This is a genomic window from Shinella agrisoli, assembly GCF_046557955.1.
Classification (GTDB): Bacteria; Pseudomonadota; Alphaproteobacteria; order Rhizobiales; family Rhizobiaceae; genus Shinella.
Genome location: NZ_JBJIEP010000006.1, coordinates 292,413 through 312,018, shown reverse-complemented (window position 1 = coordinate 312,018; position 19,606 = coordinate 292,413). Strand labels below are relative to the sequence as shown.

Genomic DNA, 19,606 nt, shown 5'->3' with positions numbered 1-19,606 from the left:
GCGCTAGTAGACGTTTTCGTAGGCCGCGCAGATTTCCGTCTGGGTCTTGCCGGCGAGGTGGGCGATTTCGCCCTCCTTGTGCTTGACGTAGACGTCCGCGAACCCATCGGGGAACCAGCCGCAGACCGTCGCATTCTCCCTGAAGCGCTGGAGGGCCGCCTCGAGCGTCTGCGGCAGGCGGACATAGCCGCGCGCGGCAAGCGCCGCTGCGCCCAGCAGCGACAGGTCTTCCTGCGTCGCCTCCGGCACCGCCAGCCCCTCCTCGATGCCCTGCACGCCGGCATGGACGATCGCGGCGAGCGCAAGGTGCGGGTTGGCGGCCCCGTCGGCGGCGCGGAACTCGAAGTTGAACTGGGCGGCGCGGGCGACGTCGCTGATGTCGGAGACCGGGCAGATGCGCACGGAGGCCTCCCGGTCGCGCAAACCGAGATTGTTGAAGGCGGCGCTCCAGCGATGCGGGGTGAGCCGCAGGTAGGACACGACGCTCGGCGCGGTGATGGCGATGATCGAGTCGAGATATTTCAGGATGCCGGCGACGAACTTTCCCGCGACGTCGGAAAGCTCATGCTTGCCGTCGGGATCGTGGGTGAGGGGGTTGCCCGCCGAATCCAGCATGCTCATGTGGATGTGCACGCCGTTGCCGACGCCGGCCGGGTCGCGGATCGGCGTGAAGGTCGGCTCGTAGCCGAGCTCCCGGGCGACGAGGCCGACGAGCTCGCGGGTGATCAGCGAATGGTCGGCGATGGTGACGCCCTTCTGCGGCCCCATCGTCACCTCGAACTGGCCTGCGCCGAATTCCTTCAGGATCGTGTCGGGCGTGACGCCCGCCGTGCGCATCGCCGCGACGACCGCCTCGCAGAAATGCCGCTCCTCCTGGAAGCCGCCGAGCGTGAAGGCCTTGCCGACCTCGGTGACGCGGTGCTTGATCTGGAACTCGTGCTCGAAAGCGCCGTAGAGCGTGACACCCGCCACCCTTTGCAGGCGTTCGAGCGCGGCTTCGAGGATCGACCGCGTGCAGAACTCCCACGGCCGTCCGTCGGTATAGCGGATATTGCCGATGACGAAATTCTCGTTCGGCGCGCCCTCCTCGCTTTCGATGCTGACGCTCGTCGCCGGATCGGGAAGGAGCACGAGGTCGCCGAGCGAGCCGAAGGGGCTCTCGGCGATGGCGTCGAAGCAGGTGATCTGCACGTTCGTCGGCGTCCAGCCGACGCCGCGCTTCAGACGCTTGTCCATCTGCGCCAGCGGAAAGGCCTTGCCGCGCACCTTGCCCGAAAGGTCGCCGCAGCACACGACCATCATTTCCTCACGTTTCATCGGCGTCCCCGTTCGTCTGATCGTAGCCCGGCATCGAGAAGCGGATGCCGTCCCAGTCGTTGATGCGTTTCTGCGTCGCCTCCCAGTCGGCCTCCGAGACGCGCACGATCAGCGCCTCGACGAGCGCCATGGCGGCGGCCACCGTGTCCCACGCCGTGCCGGCATCGATCGGCAGCGCGACGATGTGGTCGGCGCTGCGCGCGGCCGGCGACATCCACTTGTCGGTGACGACGACGATCGTCGCCCCGCGCTTTTCGGCGATCGTCTCGGCAAGGCGCGCGAGGCTGAGCTGGTAGCGCCGGAAATCGAACAGCAGCACGACATCCTTGCGGCGCATGCGCAGCACATGCTCCGGCCACATTTCCGGGTTGTCGGCCATGTGGTAGATGCCGCTGCGGATCTGGCGCAGGTGGATCGACAGGAACGCGGCGACATTGTCGCTGACGCGCCCGCCGAGCAGGAAGACGTTGCGCGCGGGATCGGCGAGCAGGTCGGCGAGGATGTCGAACTGCGCCTGCGAGACCGCCGCCGTCATCTCCTGCATGACGGCCGAGAGGCGCGCGACATATTCCGACAGGAACTCCGAATGGCCGACCGGCTTCTGGCTCGACTTCAGGTCGAGCGGCGAGCGCTGCCCCTCCTTCAGCTCGGCGATCAGCTGGCGCTGCAGCTCCTGGAAGCCGCCGCAGCCGATCTTGCTGACGAAGCGGGTGATGGAGGGCGCGCTGACGCCGGTCTTGGCCGCCAGCTCCTGGATGCTTTCAAGGCCCGTGAAGGGATAGTCCGCAAGGATGGCATTGGCGATCTTGCGCTCGCTGGCGGTCAGCTGCGCTGCGGCGTCGCGTATCCTCGTGCGGATCGTCGTCGACGATTTCCCGTCGTTCATCGGCGTCTGTTCCCCTCATCGGCACGGATATTCGCGCCATGAAAAAAATTAGTCAAACAGAAAAACATGATTGACTATGATCGAAAAATTTCTTTGACTGCCTGGCATGGAAACCCGTCCTTGCGGGCTCATGACGGATCCCCGCCCCATGCTCAGGTTCGCAGGCCGCGACACGACCAGATTGCTGCAGACGGGCGACCCGGAGCCGGTGGAATGGGTCAACGCCGCCGGCGCCTCGTCCATCTTCCTGACCTGCGAGCATGCCGGCCGCGCCGTGCCGGCCGCGCTCGGCGATCTCGGCATTCCCGCGGACGAGATGGACCGCCACATCGCCTATGACGTCGGCGCGGAGGGCGTCGCCCGCGGCCTTGCCGAACGCCTCGACGCCGCGCTCGTCCTGCAGCGCTACAGCCGCCTCGTCATCGATTGCAACCGTCCCTTCGAGGCGAAGGACTGCGTCGTCTCGCAGAGCGACGGCACGGTGGTGCCGGCGAATGCCGATGTCGGCGACCTCGATCGCCGCAGCCGCTATGTGGAGATCCACCAGCCCCTGCACGAGGCGATCGCCGCCGCGCTCGACCGGCGCCAGGCAGGCGGAAAGCCGCCTCTGCTCGTCTCGGTGCACAGCTTCACGCCGGTCATGCGCGCGACGGGCGCCGTCAGGGATTTCGAGCTCGGCCTGCTCTACAATCGCGACGCCCGCCTTGCCGAGCGGCTTGCGGAAACGTTCCGCGCCGCCAATCCCGGCGTCACCGTCAAGCTCAACGCGCCCTACCACGTCGACGATATCTCCGACTACACGATCCCGGTGCACGGCGAACGGCGCGGCATTCCGCATGTGCTTCTGGAAGTGCGCAACGACCTCATCAACGATGCCCGCGGGCAGGAGGAATGGGCCGGGCGGCTTGCCGGTCCCCTCCGCCTTGCGGCAGCCAGCCTCGAAGGAAACGCCTGATGGCCGCCGACCATCCGACCACCCGCGACGTGCCGCTCGACCCGGCCGCCTCCGCCATCCTCTTCATCGACGTGCAGAACTTTTCCGTGCGCCGCGAGGGCGGCGAGTTCAAGGACGTTCCGGATGCCGAGATCGCGGGGAAGTACGGCTATTATTTCAAGCGCATCCACGAGGTGGCGATCCCGAACATGCAGCGCCTGCTTGCCGGCTTCCGCAAGGCCGGCATCGAGGTGCTGCACACGACGATCGAAAGCCTCACCAGGGACGGCCGCGACCGCAGCCTCGACTACAAGATCACCGGCTTCAACGTGCCGAAGGGCTCCTGGGACGGCAAGGTGATCGACGAGCTGGAGCCGCTGGAGGACGAGATCGTCTTCCCGAAGAGCTCGTCGAGCGTCTTCGTCTCCACCCATATCGACTATGTCCTGCGCAATCTCGGCGTAAGACAACTCGTGCTGTGCGGCCTTCTGACCGACCAGTGCGTGGAATCGGCCGTCCGCGACGCCTGCGACCTCAACTACCTCGTGACGCTCGTGCCGGATGCCTGCGGCACCTATTCGCAGGAGCGCCACGACACGTCGCTGGGCGCGATCAAGGGCTATTGCCGGCAGGTCTCGACCGACGCGCTGCTGAAGGAAATCGGGCAGTAGGAAATACTGCCCACACGAAAGACGGGACGAGGAGCATCCGGAAAGCGGGCCGCAGAACAAGACAAAAGGCCGGACCGCGCGACACTTCACTGCCGAAAGGCATCAAAAAGGGGAACGACCATGATGAAGACTTCCAAACTGCTTCTGGCGGCTGCGGGCCTGGCGCTCGCCGCCTCCACGGCGCTTGCCGACGACGAGAAGATCGTGATCGGCGGCGCACTCTCGATGACGGGCATCCAGGCTCCGCTCGACACGCCCGGCTACAACGGCGCGCAGGTCGCCGTGAAGTATCTCAACGACAACGGCGGCGTGCTCGGCAAGCAGGTCGAGTTCATCAACATCGACGGCAAGTCCGATCCGGTGACGGTGGGCAACGTCGCCGTCGAGCTGATCGACAAGGGCGCCCAGGTCATCGTCGCGCCCTGCGACTTCGACTTCGGCTCGCCGGCGAGCCGCGAGGCGCAGTCGGCCGGCCTCGTCGGCATCTCGACCTGCGCCTCCGACCCGCTCTACTCCTCCTGGTCGCTCGGCGACAAGCAGTTCACGCTCTCCATGTGGAACACCACGATGGGCGCGACCGCGGCCGACTTCGCCGTCAAGGAGAAGGGCTGGAAGACGGCCTATGTCGTCACCGACCAGTTCATCGCCTACACCAAGTCGCTGTCGAAATATTTCGTCGAGCAGTTCAAGACGAACGGCGGCGAGATCCTGCTGGAGGACACCTACACGAACGGCGACAACAACTTCTCCGCCCAGCTTTCGCGCCTCCAGGCGCTCGGCAAGAAGCCGGACGTGATCTTCGTCTCCTCCTACGGCCAGGACATCGGCATGATCATCCGCGCGCTGCGCGAGGTCGGCTACGATGCGCCCGTCCTCGGCGGCGATGCCTATGACGATCCGGCGATGCACGAAACGCTCGGCGAGAAGTTCGGCAACAACGTCTATTTCGTCACGCATACCTGGATGGGCCCGGAAGCGCATCCGGATATGGCGAAGTTCATCGAGCTCTACACCGCCATGCACGGCAAGGCGCCGGACACCTCGTTCGTGTCGACCGGCTGGGACACGATCATGCTGATCGCCGAGGGCATCAAGGCGGCCGGCACGGCGGAAGGCGGCGCGCTCGCCAAGGCGCTCGAGGACGGCCAGTTCAAGCTTCTGACCGGCGACCTCGACTACGGCGCGGCGGAGGAAGGCCATGTGCCGAACAAGGCCGCCGCCGTGATCGAGCTCAAGGGCGGCAAGCCGGGCTTCGTCGGCTGGCGCAAGCCGGAATCCCTGCCCAAGCCCTGATCGGACATCCCGGGCCGGCTAGAAGGCCGGCCCTCTACCTTCGGAAAAGCCATGTCTGAAACGCGTCTTGCGGTAAATGACGTGTCGGTGGAATTCACCGGCCTCCGCGCCCTCGACCACGTGTCGCTCTCCGTCCTGACCGGCGAGATCGTCGGCCTCATCGGGCCGAACGGTTCCGGCAAGACGACGCTCATCAATGCCATAACCGGCCAGGTGAAGCTTGCGACCGGCACCATCACCGCCGGCGACACCACGCTGTCGGGCCTTGCCCCGCGCGCGATCGCGCTTGCGGGCGTCAGCCGCTCCTTCCAGATCGTGCGCCTCTTCAACACGATGACGGTGCTGGAAAACGTCGAGGCCGCGGCGCTCGCAAAGGGCGCGTCGCGCGCCGCCGCCACGGAGCGCGCCAACGGCCTGCTTGCCGAGCTCGGCCTTTCCGCGAAGGCGGACGAGCTCGGCGAAAGCCTCAGCTACGGCGACAAGCGGCGCGTCGAGATCGCCCGCGCGCTCGCCGCCGAGCCGCGCTTCCTGCTGCTCGACGAGCCGGCCGCCGGCATGAACGACGCGGAGACGGAAACCCTGCTCCATACCCTTTCCGAGCTGCCCGGCAAGCGCGGCCTCGGCCTTCTCATCATCGACCACGACATGGGCCTCATCATGCGCCTGTGCCAGCGGCTGCACGTGCTCGCCTCCGGCCGCACCATCGCGGAAGGGGACGCGGCCCATGTCCGCAGCCACCCGGCCGTCATCGAGGCCTATCTCGGCAAGGGGGCGGCCCATGCTTGACGTCCGCGACCTCTCCGTCAGCTACGGCACGATCCGCGCCGTGCGCGGCGTCAGCTTCACCGTCGGCAGGGGCGAGCTGGTGAGCCTGCTCGGCGCCAACGGTGCCGGCAAGTCCTCGACCATCAAATGCATCGCCGGCGCGCTGAAGGCGGCAGGTGGCTCGATCACGCTCGAAGGCAGGGACATCACGGCGGCCAGCCCCGAGCAGGTCATCCGCGCCGGCCTTGCCACCGTGCCGGAGACCCGCGACGTCTTCCCGGACCTGACCGTCGCCGAGAACCTCATGCTCGGCGCCTACATCCACCGCCGCGACCAGGCCGGCAACCGCGAGAACCTCGAAAGGCTGCACGCGCTCTTCCCGCGCCTTGCCGAACGCTCCGGCCAGCCGGCCGGCACGCTTTCGGGCGGCGAGCAGCAGATGCTCGTCATCGCCCGCGCGCTGATGGCGCGGCCGCGCGTCCTCCTCCTCGACGAGCCCTCGCTCGGCCTTGCGCCCGCCATCGTCGAGCGCATCTTCGAGATGATCGAAACGCTGAAGACATCGGGCCTCACCATCCTGCTCGTCGAGCAGAACGTGAATCAGGCGCTTGCCGTCGCCGACCGCGCCTATGTCATGCGCCTCGGCGCGATCGTCGCATCGGGAACGGCGGACGAGATCCGCTCGACCAGCGATCTCAGCGCGCATTATCTGGGAGGCTGATCCATGGCTTTTGCGATCCAGTTCGTCATCGACGTGCTCAGCCTCGGCGGAGCCTATGCCCTCATGGCGCTCGGCCTCGTCATCATCTACGGCATCCTGCGCCTCGTGAACTTCGCCTATGGCGAGCTCATCATGGTCGCCGGCTATACGATGTACCTCGCCAGCGGGTCGGGCCTGCCGTGGCTCGTCATGGCCGTCCTTGCCGTCGCCATGGCGATCGTCTTCGGCATCCTCACCGACTATGCCGCCTTCCGGCCGGTGCGCGCCAAGTCGGTGACGGCGGTGCTGATCACCTCCTTCGCCTTCTCGAACCTCCTTCAGAACGCGGCGCTGCTCTTCATCTCGCCGCGCCCGCGCAACGTGCCGCTGCCGGAGGTCTTCTCGCAGACCGTCTCGATCGGCGGGGCGATCACGCCGGTGCGCAACCTCATCACCATCGCCGCCTCCATCGTGCTGCTCGCCGCCGTCGCCTTCCTGATGCGCAGGACCACGCTCGGCATCGCCATGCGCGCGGCCGCCACGAACTTCACCATGGCGCGCATGCTGGGCGTGCCGGCGAACCTCATCATCTCCTCGGCCTTCGCGCTGTCCGGCTTCCTTGCCGGCGTCGTCGGCATCCTGTGGATCGGGCGCATCGGCACCGTCGTGCCGGGCGTCGGCCTCGAACCGCTGCTCGTCGCCTTCATCGCCACCGTCATCGGCGGCATGCGCAGCCTTCCCGGCGCGGTCGTCGGCGGCTTCCTCTTGGCGCTGATCGACACGACGCTCAACTACACCCTGTCGCAGGACCTCCTGAAGTTCCGCGACGCCTTCACCTTCAGCCTCGTCATCCTGATCCTGCTCTGGCGTCCGCAAGGCCTCGTCAAGGGCCCGGCGAGCGGGCAGCGGACTTGAGGAGCGGACCCATGAAGCATTCCTATCTCACCGCCCTCATCCTCATCGCCGTCGTCGCCGCCATCGCCGTCGGCAGCCAGCTCATCGGCATCCGCCTCTACGACCGCATCGCCACCAACCTGCTGATCTCGCTGGTGCTCGTCGTCGGCCTGCAGACCTTCATGGGCAATTCGGGCCTCCTGTCCTTCGCCCATATCGGCTTCATGGGGCTCGGGGCCTATACCTCCGCCGTGCTGACCATCCCGGCGCAGATGAAGGGCATGGCGCTGCCGGACCTCTACGAATTCATGAAGGTCATCGAAATCTCGCCGCTGCTTGCCATGCTGGCAGCCGGCGTGCTGGCGGCGGCGGTGGCGGCCGTCGTCGCCTATCCGCTCATGCGGCTTTCGGATGCGGCGGCCGTCATCACCTCCTTCGCGCTGCTCGTCGTGCTCTACACGGTCATGAACAACTGGAGCGCCTTCACCAACGGTCCGCGCACGCTCTTCGGCCTGCCGAAGACCACGGACATGCCGCTTGCCGCCGCCGTCGCCGCCATCGTGATCGTCGTGGCGCTGCTCTTCAAGGAATCGCGCACCGGCAAGCTGCTGCGCGCCTCGCGCGAGGACGAGGTCGCCGCCGCCGCGCTCGGCGCCGATATCCCGCGCCTGCGCTGGCGGGCCTTCATCCTCGCCGCCTTCATCGCCGGCGTCGGCGGGGCGCTCTGGGGCCACTTCATCACCTCCTTCGCGCCGAAGGCCTTCTATCTCAAGGAGACCTTCCTCATCATCACCATGCTGGTGATCGGCGGGGCCAACACGGTGACGGGCGCCGTCGCCGGCACCATCCTCGTCACCTTCGCCTACGAGGGCCTGCGCGGCACGGAAGGCGCGCTGAACGCCACCGCCATCGGCGCCGGCCAGGTCGTCGGCCTCACCGAGATCGTGCTGGCGCTCGCCATGATCGCCGTCATGGTCGTCAAGCCCGGCGGCCTCTTCCCGAACCGGGAGATCGGCCACATCCTCACCCGCGCCCGCCGCAAGAAGGAGACAGCGACATGAACTGGAAAACCGCCTACCGTTCCTTCTATTACGCCAACGCGCAAGAGCCGGACGACATCGCGCTCGACCCGGCAACGACGGCGCTGCTCGTCATCGACATCCAGAACACCTATCTCGACCCGAAGGACACGCCGGAAGAGACCGCCCGCTGGCAGCCCTTCTACGAGCGCATGCGGGGGACGGTGATCCCGAACACGGCGCGGCTGATCGAGGAATGCCGCAGGCGCAAGGTGGAGGTCATCTTCGCGCGCATCGCCTGCCTGAAGCCGGACGGGCGCGACCGCTCGCTGAGCCAGAAGAAGCCCGGCTTCAACTACCTGCTGCTGCCGAAGGACCTGCCCGAGGGCCAGGTCGTGGCGGAACTCGAGCCGCGTGCCGACGAGATCGTCATCACCAAGACGACCGACAGCGCGCTGACCGGCACGAACCTGCGCCTCATCCTGCACAATATGGGCATCCGGGACGTCATCTGCTGCGGCATCTTCACCGACCAGTGCGTCTCCTCGACGGTGCGCAGCCTCGCGGACGAAAGCTTCGGCGTGGTCGTGGTCGACGATTGTGGCGCGGCGGCGACGGACGAGCTGCACCGGCGGGAACTGGAGATCATCAACATGATCTACTGCCATGTCGTCTCGCTCGACGAGGTCCTGACCTTCTTCAAGTAACGAGGATGGAACCATGCCCGGCCTCTACACGCGCGAAAGCCGATCGGTCTCGAAAATGGCGCATCTGCGGTTCTTTCCGCAGGCGGTCGTCGGCGGAAGCGGGGCGTATCTCACCGGCGACGACGGGCGAAGGCTTCTCGATTTCGCCGCCTCCTGGGGCGCGGCGAGCCTCGGCCATTCGCATCCCGCCATCCGCGAGGCGGTGGACCGCGCGCTTTGCGACCAGGCGGGCGCGAGCTACCTCTCCACCGCCAACGAGCCCACGGTGCTGCTTGCCGAGAAGCTGCTTTCCCTCGTGCCGGAGCGCGCCCGCGGGCGCGTCTGGTTCGGCCATTCCGGCTCGGACGCCAACGAGACGGTCGCCCGCATGGTGGTCGCGGCCACCGGCCGGCCGCGCATCCTCGCCTTTTCCGGGGCCTATCACGGCGGCACCGTCGGCTCGATGGCCGTTTCCGGCCATCCGGCGCAGCAGGGCAGCCGGGCGGCCGGGCTGACGCTCGTCCCCTATCCGGACAGCCACGCCGCCGGCAGCCCCGAGGCCGCGAGGGACGCCGCCCTTGCCCATCTCGAAAGGCTCCTTGCGACCGAGGTCCCGCCGCAGGAGGTCGCCGCCTTCTTCATCGAGCCGATCCAGTCCGACGGCGGCATGCTGGTGCCTCCGGACGGGTATTTCAAGGCGGTGGAAGCGCTCTGCCGCAGGCACGGCATCCTCCTCGTCTGCGACGAGGTGAAGGTCGGCCTCGGGCGCACCGGCCGGTTCAACGCCTTCGAGCATTCCGGCATCGAGCCCGACATCGTCGTCTTCGGCAAGGGCCTTGGCGGCGGCCTGCCGATCTCCGCGGTGGCCGGCCCCGAGGCGATCATGAACCACGCCGTCGCCTTCTCGCTGCAAACCGTGCACGGCAACCCCGTCTGCGCCGCCGCCGCGCTCGCCGTCCTGCAGACGATCGAGCAGGACCGCCTCGTCGCCAATGCGGAAAGAAGCGGACAGGTGTTGCGCGATGCGCTCGGCCGCCTCGCGGCGCGCCATGCCCTCGTCGGCGACGTGCGCGGCCGGGGCCTTGCCCTCGGCGTCGAGCTGGTGGCGGATCGCTCCAGCCGCAGGCCGGCCGCGCGCCAGACGGCGTTGACGGTCTACCGCGCCTTCGAGCTCGGCCTCGTGCTCTATTACGTCGGCGTGAGTTCCAACGTGCTGGAGTTCACGCCTCCCCTGACACTGACCGAGGCGGAAGCCCAGGCAGGCGTCGCGATCGTCGACCAGGCACTGGCCGATGTCGCAGCGGGGCGGGTGGACGAAACCCTCCTTGCGGATTTCGCCGGCTGGTAGGCCGAGCCTGCCGAAAAGCACCGCATTCGCCGTCTTCCTGTGAAACCCGATGGCAACTGCGGCGTTCAGGCGTTGTGGCGATCCAAATTCGGACGGCTCACACGACGCTGGCAGAAGAAAGGTCCATTGACGATGAGAAATGAGCCCCCCTCCGGGATCGACGAGTTGCACGCCATCGTCGATCAGAAGCTGACCACCCTTGTCCGCGAACTGGAAGAGGCGGGATGGAACGCGGAGGACATCGCCTTTGCGATCGACGGCGTCCTGCGCCGGAAGTGGCTCGACCAGGCAGAGGCGCTGCGGCGGACGCGGGCGGCGGTTCCGGAAGATTTCGTTTCGGACGGGAACGAGGGTTAGCCCGGGTGCCGACACAGTATAGCAGGGAGAAGCCGATGCCAGCCACATTCCAGGTCATCGCCTTGAGTTCGCTCGATCCGGACGGAACCGATACCCGCAACGAGCCCGACCTGCTTTATCCCGAGGCGCTGAAGACCGCGCAAGAATTCAAGGCGCAGGGAAAGGCCTTTCGCGTCATCATGAAGGGCGGGCATTCGCCGCAGCAGCTCCAGGCCTTCCTCGATCTCGGCGCGCTCGTGTAGTCCCACGTCCCCTTCCGTCACATCTTGCCCATGAGGACCGGGCGACCGCAACCGGCACCTCGCCGCATAGCCAGGGGCGCCGCCTGCGGAAGACGACGATTTCGAGCATCGCGCAAAGAATGCCCATCGAGGCATCGCGGGTGGAACGGTCGTCCGGCCGTGGCCCGGAAGGCCGGGACCTTCCGGCCACGGCCTTCCGGCAGGCGTCACTTTGGCCCCGGGGGAGGGGGCCCTAGTGTGCCATGACAACTTGTCCCTGCGCGCGCAGCCCGTTGAGGGCGGCGTTCATGGCAATGGCGGTGACCGCGCCCATGATCACCGGGGAATGAAAGACCACCTGCGACCATTCCGGCATGAACTGGAAGAAGTCCGGCTTGACGATGGTGATCATCGCCATGGCCACGCTCAGACCCACCACCATGAAATTGTTGAAGGTCGTGTCGAAATCGATCTTCTGCAGGGTCTTCATGCCTACGACGACGAGCGTGCCGAACATCACGAACCCGGCGCCGCCGACCACGGGCTTGGGCAGCGAGGCGATAGCCGTTGCCAGGACCGGCGACAGGCCGAGCACGATGAGGAAGCCGCCCGCCAGCGCCACGGTCCAGCGGCTACGCACGCCCGTGATGTTCACCAGCGCCACATTCTCGGAAAAGGCCGTGTAGGGGAACGAGTTCAGCATGCCGCCGAGCATCGTCGACAGGCCGTCGGCCCGAAGCAGGTCGGCGATGGTGCGCTCCGTTGCGGGCCGGCCGACCATATCGCCGACGACGATCGTGTCGCCCACGGATTCCACCCAGGTAATGGCGACAACGAGGCACATGGTCAGGATCGGCACGAGATGGAAGGTCGGCATGCCGAAATGGAAGGGCGTGACCACCGCGAGCGGCGCCGCATCCCTGACCGCGCTGAAATCGAGCATGCCCAGGACGGCGGCGAAAGCGACGCCGACGATGAGGCCCAGGAAGACCGAGATGTTCTTCACGAAGCCGCGGCCGAACACGTTCAGCAGGACGATGACGGCAAGCACGAGGAAGGCAAGGCCGATATAGGCCGGCTTGCCCGCGTCGGGCACGAAGCCGCCCGCGGCATACTGGATCGCGACCGGTAGCAGGCTGAGCCCCATGACCGTCAGCACCGCACCGACGACGACGGGCGGGAAGGCCCTGACGATGTAGCGGCCGAGCGGGGCCATGAAGATGGCGAAGAGCCCCGCGGCGATGACCGCGCCGTAGACCGCCTGCAGGCCGGCATTCGGCCCGTCCGCCAGGATCGCCGGGTTGCTGCCGATGGCGATGACCGGCGAGATCGCAGCGAAGGTGATGCCCTGCATCAGGGGCATGCGCACGCCGAAGCGCCAGAAGCCGACGGTCTGGATCAGCGTCGCGAGGCCGCAGGTGATGAGGTCGGCCTGGATCAGGTAGGCGATCTGGGCCTGGGTGAGGTTGAGGGCGCTGCCGATGATGAAGGGAACGGCGATGGCGCCGGTATACATGACGAGCACGTGCTGGAGCGCGAGCACCGCCATGCGGGCGGGCGGCAGGATTTCATCGACGGGATGGACATGCCGTGCGGTCTGGTTGGCGCCGGCCGCAGCCGCGCCATGGTGCGCTTGTTGGGACATGGTCTGAACTCCGGAAAGGGGAAGGGAAAGGGCGACTTGCGGTTCTCACCAGAAGCCTTCATGCGCTTTCGCAATCTCCCCTTCGAGTGCGGGCACGGGGCCAACGACCTCCACCTTGCGCTGCCCGGCGTCGAAAATGTGCCCGCAGGGCATGTCCATGGTCAGGTTTTCCGGGTTGTCGCCGGTCAGTTCCGCAAGACGCTTCTCCGTCATACCGTAGACGAGGCGGCCGATGCCGGCCCAGTAGGTGCCGCCGGCGCACATGCAGCATGGCTCCACCGAGGTGACGAGCGTGCATTCGGCCAGGAATTCCGGCGCATAGGCCTTGGCGGCCGCACGCGCGACATTCATCTCCGCATGGCCGACGCCCTTGTCGTCCTTGAACGTGTTGCCCGAGGTGAGGAGCACGGCTCCATCCGGTCCCGCCAGCAGCGCGCCGAAAGGATGGTTGCCGGCCGCCCGGCTTTCTTCCGCGATCTTCATCGTCTCGCGCAGATTGCGCAGGTCTATGTCCGTCGCCTGTTCCTTGTTCTGTCTGTCGAGCATTCTTCACTCCTCCTGAAAGCCTGGAACTCCCGGGGTCAGAGTGCGCCAGAAGGGGGCTTGCGCCAATTAGAATGAATTGCGCATAGTGTGCGAAAAAACTGAACGGGGGAGGCGGGCCGTGTCGGCGTTCTCGCGGGAATTTTTCACTTTCGTCGAAGTGGCGCGCGAGCACTCCATCCGCCGCGCGGCGGAGAAGCTCAACCTCTCCGCTTCCGCCCTCAGCCGACAGATGCAGATCCTCGAACAGACGTTTGGCGCGCGTTTGTTCGTGCGCACGCCGCAGGGCGTGCAACTGACGGAGCAGGGGCAAGTGCTGCTGGCGCAGGCCGAGCGTTGGCTTGACGACGAAAGCGCGTTGCGCGCCGCCCTGCAGCAGGCGGGCGGCAACGTGGCCGGAACGCTGCGCCTCGGCGTCATGGAATGCCTGGTGCCCTATATCCTGCCCGGGCTGGAGGCGGGGACGGGGCCGTCCACGCTGAAGGTCTCGGTGGGGGACACCGGCACGCTGGTCGCCCAACTCTGCCGCAACGAGATCGACGCGCTCCTTGCCTTCAACGTGCCGCGCCTGCCGGAGCTTCGGGTCTATGACGAACGGAGCTACGACCTCGGCGTGGTCTATGCACCCGCACTTGCGCCGTCGGGCAAACCGCCGTTCCGCATCGAGAACTGCCTCGGCCGGCCGCTCTGCCTGCCCGATACCAGCCTTTCAGTCTGGCCGCGGCTGGATGCGGAGGTCTACCGCATTCATGCGGAACCGCACATCGCGCTCAGGAGCAACTCCATTGCCCTCATCATGGAATATGTAGCGGCGGGCAGGGGCATCAGCTTCCTGACCTGGCTGGATGCCGCGGCGGGCGTGGCCGAGGGGCGCTTTCTCTTCGCAAAACTGGAAAGCCGCCGCCTTTCGGAAAAACTCTATCTCTGCGCTGCCGCCAATGCCCCTTTGGGACCATTCCAGGCGGCGCATACGCGCGCGCTCTTCGCACGCGTTCCCGTTTCGCAGCAGCCTGGCCAGTTCAACAGCTTCGAGCCGCAGCCCGGCTCATGATGCCGCCGGCGGGACGGACCGCCTGGCGGGCGGGCCGGCGAATATGGATTGACGGCGGCGTGAACAGCGTGGTGCCCACCGCCATGGGCGATCGTTCACGGCCGCGGCCGCCCGCGTTCGATTTCTTCCAAGCCCGTCGAAAAGGCGCGGGATTGGGATGTATATTAATCAAGAAATCCGATACAAATGGGGCACCGTTTCGTTCCAGGCATGCCCATGACGCACAAATTCCTTGTAATCGATCCCGAAAAAGACCTCGCGGCGCTCAAGGGCGTATTGTCGCTTCCCCGCATCAAGCTATTGAAGGAATTATCCAAACGGCCCGGAATGAATGTCAACGACCTGGCGCAGGTGTCGGGCCTGCCGCAATCGTCCGTTTCATCCCATCTTCAGGTTCTCGAAAAGGCCGGGCTCATCCGCTCCGACGTGCAGAAGGCCCGCAAGGGCAACCAGAAGATCTGTTTCGCCGTCTACGACGAGCTCATCGTCACCTTCCACCCGAGCAGCCAGGCGCTGTCGCCCAACCTCATCGAAGTCTCGATGCCCCTTGGCCTTTACACCAACAGTGCGGTCACCGGCCCCTGCGGCATCTGCTCGACGGAGGGCATCATCGGCCTTCTCGACGTGCCGGAGACCTTCATGGATCCCGAACGGATGAAAGCAAGCCTGCTCTGGTTTACCAGCGGGTTTATCGAATACCAGTTCCCGAACAACGCCAAGCTGCGCGGCGACAATATCGAAACCATTGAAATCGTTATGGAAGTAAGCTCCGAGGTTCCCGGTACCCTCGCCAATTGGCCGTCCGATATCGTGCTTTCCGTCAACGGCAGGGAAATCGGCGTGTGGACGTCACCGGGCGATTTCGGCGACCGGCGGGGCACCTATACGCCCGACTGGTGGAAGCTGAAAGGGTCACAGTACGGCATGCTGAAGACCTGGTCGATAGGGCCGGGGGGAACCTTCGTCGATGGCCACAAGATTTCCGATATAAAAGCCGAAGACCTCGACCTGGACCTGCATCGATCCATTCGCCTGCGGGTCGAGGTCAAGGCGGAGGGCAAGCACCCGGGCGGCATCAACATCTTTGGGCGCGGTTTTGGCAACTATGATCAGGATATAATTCTTCGTTTGAAAACAAAGAGATAAATAGTATTATTTTTATGCCGCATCCACCCGTGCTTCGCAGCGCAGCACATTCACCCCCTTGACAGGACGGCGTTCTCCCAAAACTATATCGGGTAATACGATTTATATCGTAAGACTTGAATGCTTGGGAGGAGCCAATATGAAGGCACGCGTGGCCGTCCATCGGGATTTCAAGATCAGCGACATCGACGAGCGGCTCTATTCCGCCTTCATCGAGCACATGGGACGCGCCATCTACGGCGGCATCTACGAGCCCGGCCATCCGCAGGCGGACGAGAGGGGCTTTCGCAAGGACGTGCTCAGGTTCGTGAAGGACCTGAAGATCCCGGCGATACGCTATCCCGGCGGCAACTTCGTGTCCGCCTATCGGTGGGAGGACGGCATCGGCCCGCGGGACAAGCGCCCTGTGCGCCTCGACCTTGCCTGGCGCTCGAAGGAGACCAACCAGATCGGCATCAACGAATTTGCCGACTGGGCCGGCATGGCCGGCATCGAGATGATGCTCGCGGTCAACCTCGGCTCGCGCGGGCTGGACGATGCCCGCAACTTCCTCGAATACGTCAATTTTCCCGGCGGCACCGCCTGGAGCGACCTGCGCCGCTCGCACGGCCGCGAGGACGGCTACGGCGTGAGGATGTGGTGCCTCGGCAACGAGATGGACGGCCCCTGGCAGATCGGCCACAAGGTGGCAACCGAATACGGGCGTCTTGCCAACGAGACGGCCAAGGCCTTCAAGGGCTTCGACAAGTCGATCGAGACGATCGTCTGCGGCAGCTCCAACGACGGCATGCCGACCTATCCCGAATGGGAGCGCGAGGTCCTGGAGGAATGCTACGAGAACGTCGACTATATCTCGCTGCACAAATATTTCGGCAACAAGAGCAAGGACACCCTCAACTACTTCGGCAAGATCGAGGAGACCGGACGCTACATCCAGACGATCGCCGGGGTGATCGACTACGTCAAGACCAAGAAGCGGGCGAAGAACGACATCCATATCTGCTTCGACGAATGGAATGTCTGGTATCACATCCGCGATGAGGACAGCCATCGCTGGCGCACGTGGGACTGGCCGGAGGCGCCGGCCCTCCTGGAGGAGACCTACAACTTCGAGGACGCGCTCTTCGTCGCCGGCCTGCTGAACGAGTTCATCCGCCGCTCCGACCGCGTGCGCATCGCCTGCATCGCCCAGCTCGTCAACGTGATCGCGCCGATCCGCGCCGAGAAGAACGGCCCGGCCTGGCGCCAGACGATCTACCATCCCTACCGCTTCGCCTCGATCTACGGGCGCGGGGAGGCGCTGAGGGTCGCCGTCGACGGCCCGACCTACGACTGCAACGTGGCCGACGACGTGCCCTTCCTCGACGTTGCCGCCGTATATGACCGGGGGGAGGGGCTGCTCACCCTCTTCATCGTCAACCGTCACCTCAAGGAGGCGGCGGAACTCGATGTCGGCCTCACGGGTTTTTCGGACCTCACGCTCGTCGAGCACCACGCGATGGAAGGCTACGAGCTCAACGACACCAACGGACCCGACCGGCCCGATCACGTCGTTCCGAGGAAGGGCTCGGGCGTCGGCGTGGAGGACGGCAAGCTGAAGGGCTCCCTGGCGGCGCTTTCCTATCACGTGCTGCGCCTGAAGGTTGGTTGAGGCGACGCCATGGGAATCACCTTGCGCAATGTCAGCAAGAATTTCGGGCCGGTCGGGGTCATCCACGACGTCAGCATGGATATTCCGACGGGTGACTTCGCGGTCTTCGTCGGTCCGTCCGGCTGCGGGAAGTCGACGCTCCTGCGGATGATCGCGGGCCTGGAGGACACCTCCGGCGGCACGATCTCGATCGAGGGGCGCGACGTCACCGATGTCGAGCCCGCCAAGCGCGGGGTCGCGATGGTCTTCCAGTCCTATGCGCTCTACCCGCACCTGACGGTCTACGAGAACATGGCCTTCTCGCTGAGGCTGAAGAAGACGCCGAAGCCGAAGATCGACGAAATGGTGCACCAGGCGGCCCGCATCCTGCATCTGGAGGAACAGCTGAAGAAGCGACCGTCGGAACTGTCCGGCGGCCAGCGCCAGCGCGTGGCCATCGGCCGCGCCATCGTGCGCCAGCCCAAGGTCTTCCTGTTCGACGAGCCGCTGTCGAATCTCGATGCGGAACTGCGCGTGCAGATGCGCATCGAGCTCGCCCGGCTGCACAAGCAGATCGGCGCCACCATGATCTACGTGACCCACGACCAGGTCGAGGCGATGACGCTCGCCGACCACATCTTCGTGCTGAAGGGCGGCAGGCTGCAACAGGCCGGCCGGCCGTTGCGGCTCTACGACGATCCCGACAACCAGTTCGTCGGCGGGTTCATCGGATCGCCGGCCATGAATTTCCTTGACGGCGTCGTGGCCGGGCGTGCGGGCGACATGCTGCGGATCGCCCTGGAAGGGCTCGGCAAGGAGATCTCCGCGAGGGTTTCCTGCGATGTCGGCGAGGGAACGGGCGTCAAGGTCGGCATCAGGCCCGAGCACCTTTATCCGGCCGACGACGGCTTCCAGGCGACGGTCGAGATGGAGGAGGACCTCGGCGGGGTTTCCTATCTGCACGCCCGCCTCGCCGACGGCAGGGAGATCGTCGTGGAAATGCGCGGGCGGCGCGAGAGCCTGAACGGAAAGACCGTCGCGCTCTCGGCCGACGCCGGTGACGTGCTTGTCTTCGCGAAGAACGGAGGTCGATTGCGCTGACGGTTTCGTGGAGTTGGTTCAACCCGCCGCTGACGGGAGAAGAGCGGCAAGTTCCGATGGAGGAGATTTCGATGCGATACAGAAAGCTTTTTGCGGCGAGCGCGATCGCCCTCATGGCCTTTCCCGCCCTTGCGCAGGAGAATATCACCTGGTGGGATTTCCTGGCCGGTGGCGACGGCGTGCGGATGAAGGCCCTCATCAGCCGGTTCAACGAGGAACATCCGGACATCAGGGTCACCGCCACGACGCTGGAATGGGGCATTCCCTACTATACGAAGATCCGCACGTCGGTGGCCGTCAACCAGGGGCCCGACGTGATGACCTATCACCTCTCGCGCATGCCGCTCGGCCTGGAGGAGGGGGTGCTGGACGAGATCACCGACGAGGACCTCGGCAATGCCGGGCTCAGCAAAAGTGATTTCTTCGAGGAGTCGGTGAAGGCCGCAAGCGGCGACGACGGCAAGCTCCATGCCGTGCCGTTCGACATCCATTCGATCGTGCTCTACTACAACAGGTCCTATCTCGAAGGCTCCCGTTTCCTCGACGCGGATGGCAAGCTCACCGGCATCGAGAGCCTGAAGGACTTCGAGGAGGCGCTGGCCCTTGCCAAGGAAAAGGGCGCCGAGGCGCCCGTCACCTATGCGACCGGGGACGACGGCGGCACCTACCGCGTCTTCTATACGCTCCTGCGCCAGCAGGGGGGCGAGCTGATCGCCGGCAAGCAGGTGCTGCCCGGCGAAAACCTGGAAAAGGCCGCCAAGGCCATAGAGGTCATGACCACATGGGGCACGAACGGCTGGCAGCCCGAACAGGCGGAGTACGAGGCCTCGGTCGCCCTCTTCACCGCGGGCAAGGCCGCGTTCATGCTGAACGGCGTGTGGGAGGTGCCGACCATGGTCGACCTTGGAAAGAAGGGCACGCTCGGCTTCGAATGGGGCGCGGTCCAGGTGCCCAACCTGATGGGCACCCTGACGACCTGGGCGGACTCGCACGCCCTGGCCATTCCGAAGAACAACAGCATGTCGCCGGAAAAGCGCAAGGCCGTCATGACGGTCATCGGCTGGATGGAGAAGAACGCCATCTCGTGGGCCGACGCCGGCCACATTCCGGCCTACAAGCCCGTCGCCGAGAGCGACGAATTCAAGAAGATGGAGCCCAACGCCACCTATTCGGCGCTGGCCGACACCGCTTCCTACGATCCGCGCTCGCCGATTGCCGGGGTGGCCTCGCCCGCCTACGACGCGGCGATCAACGTCATATCGCCCGCCATCCACGGCTATGCCGAGCCCATGGCCGCCGCCGAGCAGGTCAAGACGGACCTCGAGAACGCATTGAAGTGACGGATGGCGGCAGCCGCATCGGCAAGGATGCGGCTGCCGCCCGTCTTTGGGAGGGTTTC

Annotated in this window: 19 protein-coding genes and 1 pseudogene; 16 read left to right on the top strand and 4 right to left on the bottom strand. The window is 65.7% G+C overall.

From position 1 onward, the window contains the following. Positions 1-3 precede the first annotated feature (3 nt). Together ACIIOY_RS08805 and ACIIOY_RS08800 are read right to left on the bottom strand one after the other, a co-directional pair. On the bottom strand, positions 4-1,317 hold the full coding sequence (locus ACIIOY_RS08805; protein ID WP_411034268.1) for a type I glutamate--ammonia ligase: 1,314 nt from the start codon (positions 1,315-1,317) through the stop codon (positions 4-6). After that, positions 1,307-2,203, bottom strand: coding sequence for a MurR/RpiR family transcriptional regulator (locus ACIIOY_RS08800; protein WP_411034267.1), 897 nt, complete (start codon positions 2,201-2,203; stop codon positions 1,307-1,309). The genes ACIIOY_RS08805 and ACIIOY_RS08800 overlap by 11 nt, the downstream gene beginning before the upstream one ends. 148 nt (positions 2,204-2,351) lie before the next feature. Between ACIIOY_RS08800 and ACIIOY_RS08795 the strand changes: the two are divergent. From ACIIOY_RS08795 to ACIIOY_RS08745, 11 genes and pseudogenes are all read left to right on the top strand, one after another. Next, positions 2,352-3,165: pseudogene (locus ACIIOY_RS08795) on the top strand (N-formylglutamate amidohydrolase); the annotation flags it as partial. Further along, positions 3,158-3,808 carry a cysteine hydrolase family protein gene (locus ACIIOY_RS08790; RefSeq protein WP_411034266.1) on the top strand — a complete coding sequence of 217 codons (651 nt, stop codon included), beginning with the start codon at positions 3,158-3,160 and terminating at the stop codon, positions 3,806-3,808. The pseudogene ACIIOY_RS08795 and the gene ACIIOY_RS08790, both read left to right, overlap by 8 nt. A 120-nt stretch (positions 3,809-3,928) precedes the next feature. Further along, positions 3,929-5,101: an ABC transporter substrate-binding protein gene (locus ACIIOY_RS08785; RefSeq protein WP_411034265.1), complete on the top strand. Its 1,173-nt coding sequence runs from the start codon at positions 3,929-3,931 to the stop codon at positions 5,099-5,101. Between the two features lie 51 nt (positions 5,102-5,152). Beyond that, on the top strand, positions 5,153-5,887 hold the full coding sequence (locus tag ACIIOY_RS08780) for an ABC transporter ATP-binding protein (RefSeq protein ID WP_411034264.1): 735 nt from the start codon (positions 5,153-5,155) through the stop codon (positions 5,885-5,887). Beyond that, positions 5,880-6,587, top strand: a complete 708-nt coding sequence (locus ACIIOY_RS08775; RefSeq protein ID WP_411034263.1) for an ABC transporter ATP-binding protein — start codon at positions 5,880-5,882, stop codon at positions 6,585-6,587. The genes ACIIOY_RS08780 and ACIIOY_RS08775 overlap by 8 nt, the downstream gene beginning before the upstream one ends. 3 nt (positions 6,588-6,590) lie before the next feature. After that, positions 6,591-7,481 carry a branched-chain amino acid ABC transporter permease gene (locus ACIIOY_RS08770; protein WP_411034262.1) on the top strand — a complete coding sequence of 297 codons (891 nt, stop codon included), beginning with the start codon at positions 6,591-6,593 and terminating at the stop codon, positions 7,479-7,481. An 11-nt stretch (positions 7,482-7,492) separates the two neighbouring features. Next, the gene (locus ACIIOY_RS08765; RefSeq protein ID WP_411034261.1) at positions 7,493-8,521 is read left to right on the top strand and encodes a branched-chain amino acid ABC transporter permease; all 1,029 of its coding nucleotides are present in this window, start codon (positions 7,493-7,495) and stop codon (positions 8,519-8,521) included. Next, positions 8,518-9,186, top strand: a complete 669-nt coding sequence (locus tag ACIIOY_RS08760) for a cysteine hydrolase family protein (RefSeq protein WP_411034260.1) — start codon at positions 8,518-8,520, stop codon at positions 9,184-9,186. Before ACIIOY_RS08765 ends, ACIIOY_RS08760 begins: the two co-directional genes overlap by 4 nt. Before the next feature lie 13 nt (positions 9,187-9,199). Continuing rightward, positions 9,200-10,513 carry an aspartate aminotransferase family protein gene (locus tag ACIIOY_RS08755; protein WP_411034259.1) on the top strand — a complete coding sequence of 438 codons (1,314 nt, stop codon included), beginning with the start codon at positions 9,200-9,202 and terminating at the stop codon, positions 10,511-10,513. Positions 10,514-10,645: 132 nt separating this feature from the next. Next, entirely contained in the window at positions 10,646-10,870 is a 225-nt protein-coding gene (locus tag ACIIOY_RS08750) for a hypothetical protein (RefSeq protein ID WP_411034258.1), read from the top strand. Positions 10,871-10,905: 35 nt separating this feature from the next. Next, complete coding sequence (locus ACIIOY_RS08745; RefSeq protein WP_411034257.1) at positions 10,906-11,112, top strand: hypothetical protein; 207 nt, start codon at positions 10,906-10,908, stop codon at positions 11,110-11,112. A 232-nt stretch (positions 11,113-11,344) separates the two neighbouring features. Here ACIIOY_RS08745 and ACIIOY_RS08740 read toward each other — a convergent pair whose 3' ends face one another. Together ACIIOY_RS08740 and ACIIOY_RS08735 are read right to left on the bottom strand one after the other, a co-directional pair. After that, positions 11,345-12,736, bottom strand: coding sequence for a nucleobase:cation symporter-2 family protein (locus ACIIOY_RS08740; RefSeq protein WP_411034256.1), 1,392 nt, complete (start codon positions 12,734-12,736; stop codon positions 11,345-11,347). Between the two features lie 45 nt (positions 12,737-12,781). Next, the gene (locus tag ACIIOY_RS08735) at positions 12,782-13,282 is read right to left on the bottom strand and encodes a nucleoside deaminase (RefSeq protein WP_411034255.1); all 501 of its coding nucleotides are present in this window, start codon (positions 13,280-13,282) and stop codon (positions 12,782-12,784) included. 118 nt (positions 13,283-13,400) lie between these two features. On the opposite strand from ACIIOY_RS08735, the gene ACIIOY_RS08730 reads away from it, so the two are divergent. From ACIIOY_RS08730 to ACIIOY_RS08710, 5 genes are all read left to right on the top strand, one after another. After that, positions 13,401-14,330: a LysR family transcriptional regulator gene (locus ACIIOY_RS08730; protein WP_411034254.1), complete on the top strand. Its 930-nt coding sequence runs from the start codon at positions 13,401-13,403 to the stop codon at positions 14,328-14,330. 216 nt (positions 14,331-14,546) lie between these two features. Continuing rightward, positions 14,547-15,476, top strand: a complete 930-nt coding sequence (locus ACIIOY_RS08725) for an ArsR/SmtB family transcription factor (protein WP_411034253.1) — start codon at positions 14,547-14,549, stop codon at positions 15,474-15,476. Positions 15,477-15,615: 139 nt separating this feature from the next. After that, the gene (gene arfA, locus ACIIOY_RS08720; RefSeq protein WP_411034252.1) at positions 15,616-17,127 is read left to right on the top strand and encodes an arabinosylfuranosidase ArfA; all 1,512 of its coding nucleotides are present in this window, start codon (positions 15,616-15,618) and stop codon (positions 17,125-17,127) included. A gap of 9 nt (positions 17,128-17,136) precedes the next feature. Then, entirely contained in the window at positions 17,137-18,207 is a 1,071-nt protein-coding gene (locus ACIIOY_RS08715; RefSeq protein ID WP_411034251.1) for an ABC transporter ATP-binding protein, read from the top strand. A 71-nt stretch (positions 18,208-18,278) separates the two neighbouring features. Beyond that, positions 18,279-19,547, top strand: a complete 1,269-nt coding sequence (locus tag ACIIOY_RS08710) for an extracellular solute-binding protein (protein ID WP_411034250.1) — start codon at positions 18,279-18,281, stop codon at positions 19,545-19,547. Positions 19,548-19,606 lie beyond the last annotated feature (59 nt).

Coding starts and splice junctions, on each gene's coding strand:
- ACIIOY_RS08805 (WP_411034268.1), bottom strand. CDS start 1,317: ATGAAACGTGAGGAAATGATGGTCGTGTGCTGCGGCGACCTTTCGGGC.
- ACIIOY_RS08800 (WP_411034267.1), bottom strand. CDS start 2,203: ATGAACGACGGGAAATCGTCGACGACGATCCGCACGAGGATACGCGAC.
- ACIIOY_RS08790 (WP_411034266.1), top strand. CDS start 3,158: ATGGCCGCCGACCATCCGACCACCCGCGACGTGCCGCTCGACCCGGCC.
- ACIIOY_RS08785 (WP_411034265.1), top strand. CDS start 3,929: ATGATGAAGACTTCCAAACTGCTTCTGGCGGCTGCGGGCCTGGCGCTC.
- ACIIOY_RS08780 (WP_411034264.1), top strand. CDS start 5,153: ATGTCTGAAACGCGTCTTGCGGTAAATGACGTGTCGGTGGAATTCACC.
- ACIIOY_RS08775 (WP_411034263.1), top strand. CDS start 5,880: ATGCTTGACGTCCGCGACCTCTCCGTCAGCTACGGCACGATCCGCGCC.
- ACIIOY_RS08770 (WP_411034262.1), top strand. CDS start 6,591: ATGGCTTTTGCGATCCAGTTCGTCATCGACGTGCTCAGCCTCGGCGGA.
- ACIIOY_RS08765 (WP_411034261.1), top strand. CDS start 7,493: ATGAAGCATTCCTATCTCACCGCCCTCATCCTCATCGCCGTCGTCGCC.
- ACIIOY_RS08760 (WP_411034260.1), top strand. CDS start 8,518: ATGAACTGGAAAACCGCCTACCGTTCCTTCTATTACGCCAACGCGCAA.
- ACIIOY_RS08755 (WP_411034259.1), top strand. CDS start 9,200: ATGCCCGGCCTCTACACGCGCGAAAGCCGATCGGTCTCGAAAATGGCG.
- ACIIOY_RS08750 (WP_411034258.1), top strand. CDS start 10,646: ATGAGAAATGAGCCCCCCTCCGGGATCGACGAGTTGCACGCCATCGTC.
- ACIIOY_RS08745 (WP_411034257.1), top strand. CDS start 10,906: ATGCCAGCCACATTCCAGGTCATCGCCTTGAGTTCGCTCGATCCGGAC.
- ACIIOY_RS08740 (WP_411034256.1), bottom strand. CDS start 12,736: ATGTCCCAACAAGCGCACCATGGCGCGGCTGCGGCCGGCGCCAACCAG.
- ACIIOY_RS08735 (WP_411034255.1), bottom strand. CDS start 13,282: ATGCTCGACAGACAGAACAAGGAACAGGCGACGGACATAGACCTGCGC.
- ACIIOY_RS08725 (WP_411034253.1), top strand. CDS start 14,547: ATGACGCACAAATTCCTTGTAATCGATCCCGAAAAAGACCTCGCGGCG.
- arfA (WP_411034252.1), top strand. CDS start 15,616: ATGAAGGCACGCGTGGCCGTCCATCGGGATTTCAAGATCAGCGACATC.
- ACIIOY_RS08715 (WP_411034251.1), top strand. CDS start 17,137: ATGGGAATCACCTTGCGCAATGTCAGCAAGAATTTCGGGCCGGTCGGG.
- ACIIOY_RS08710 (WP_411034250.1), top strand. CDS start 18,279: ATGCGATACAGAAAGCTTTTTGCGGCGAGCGCGATCGCCCTCATGGCC.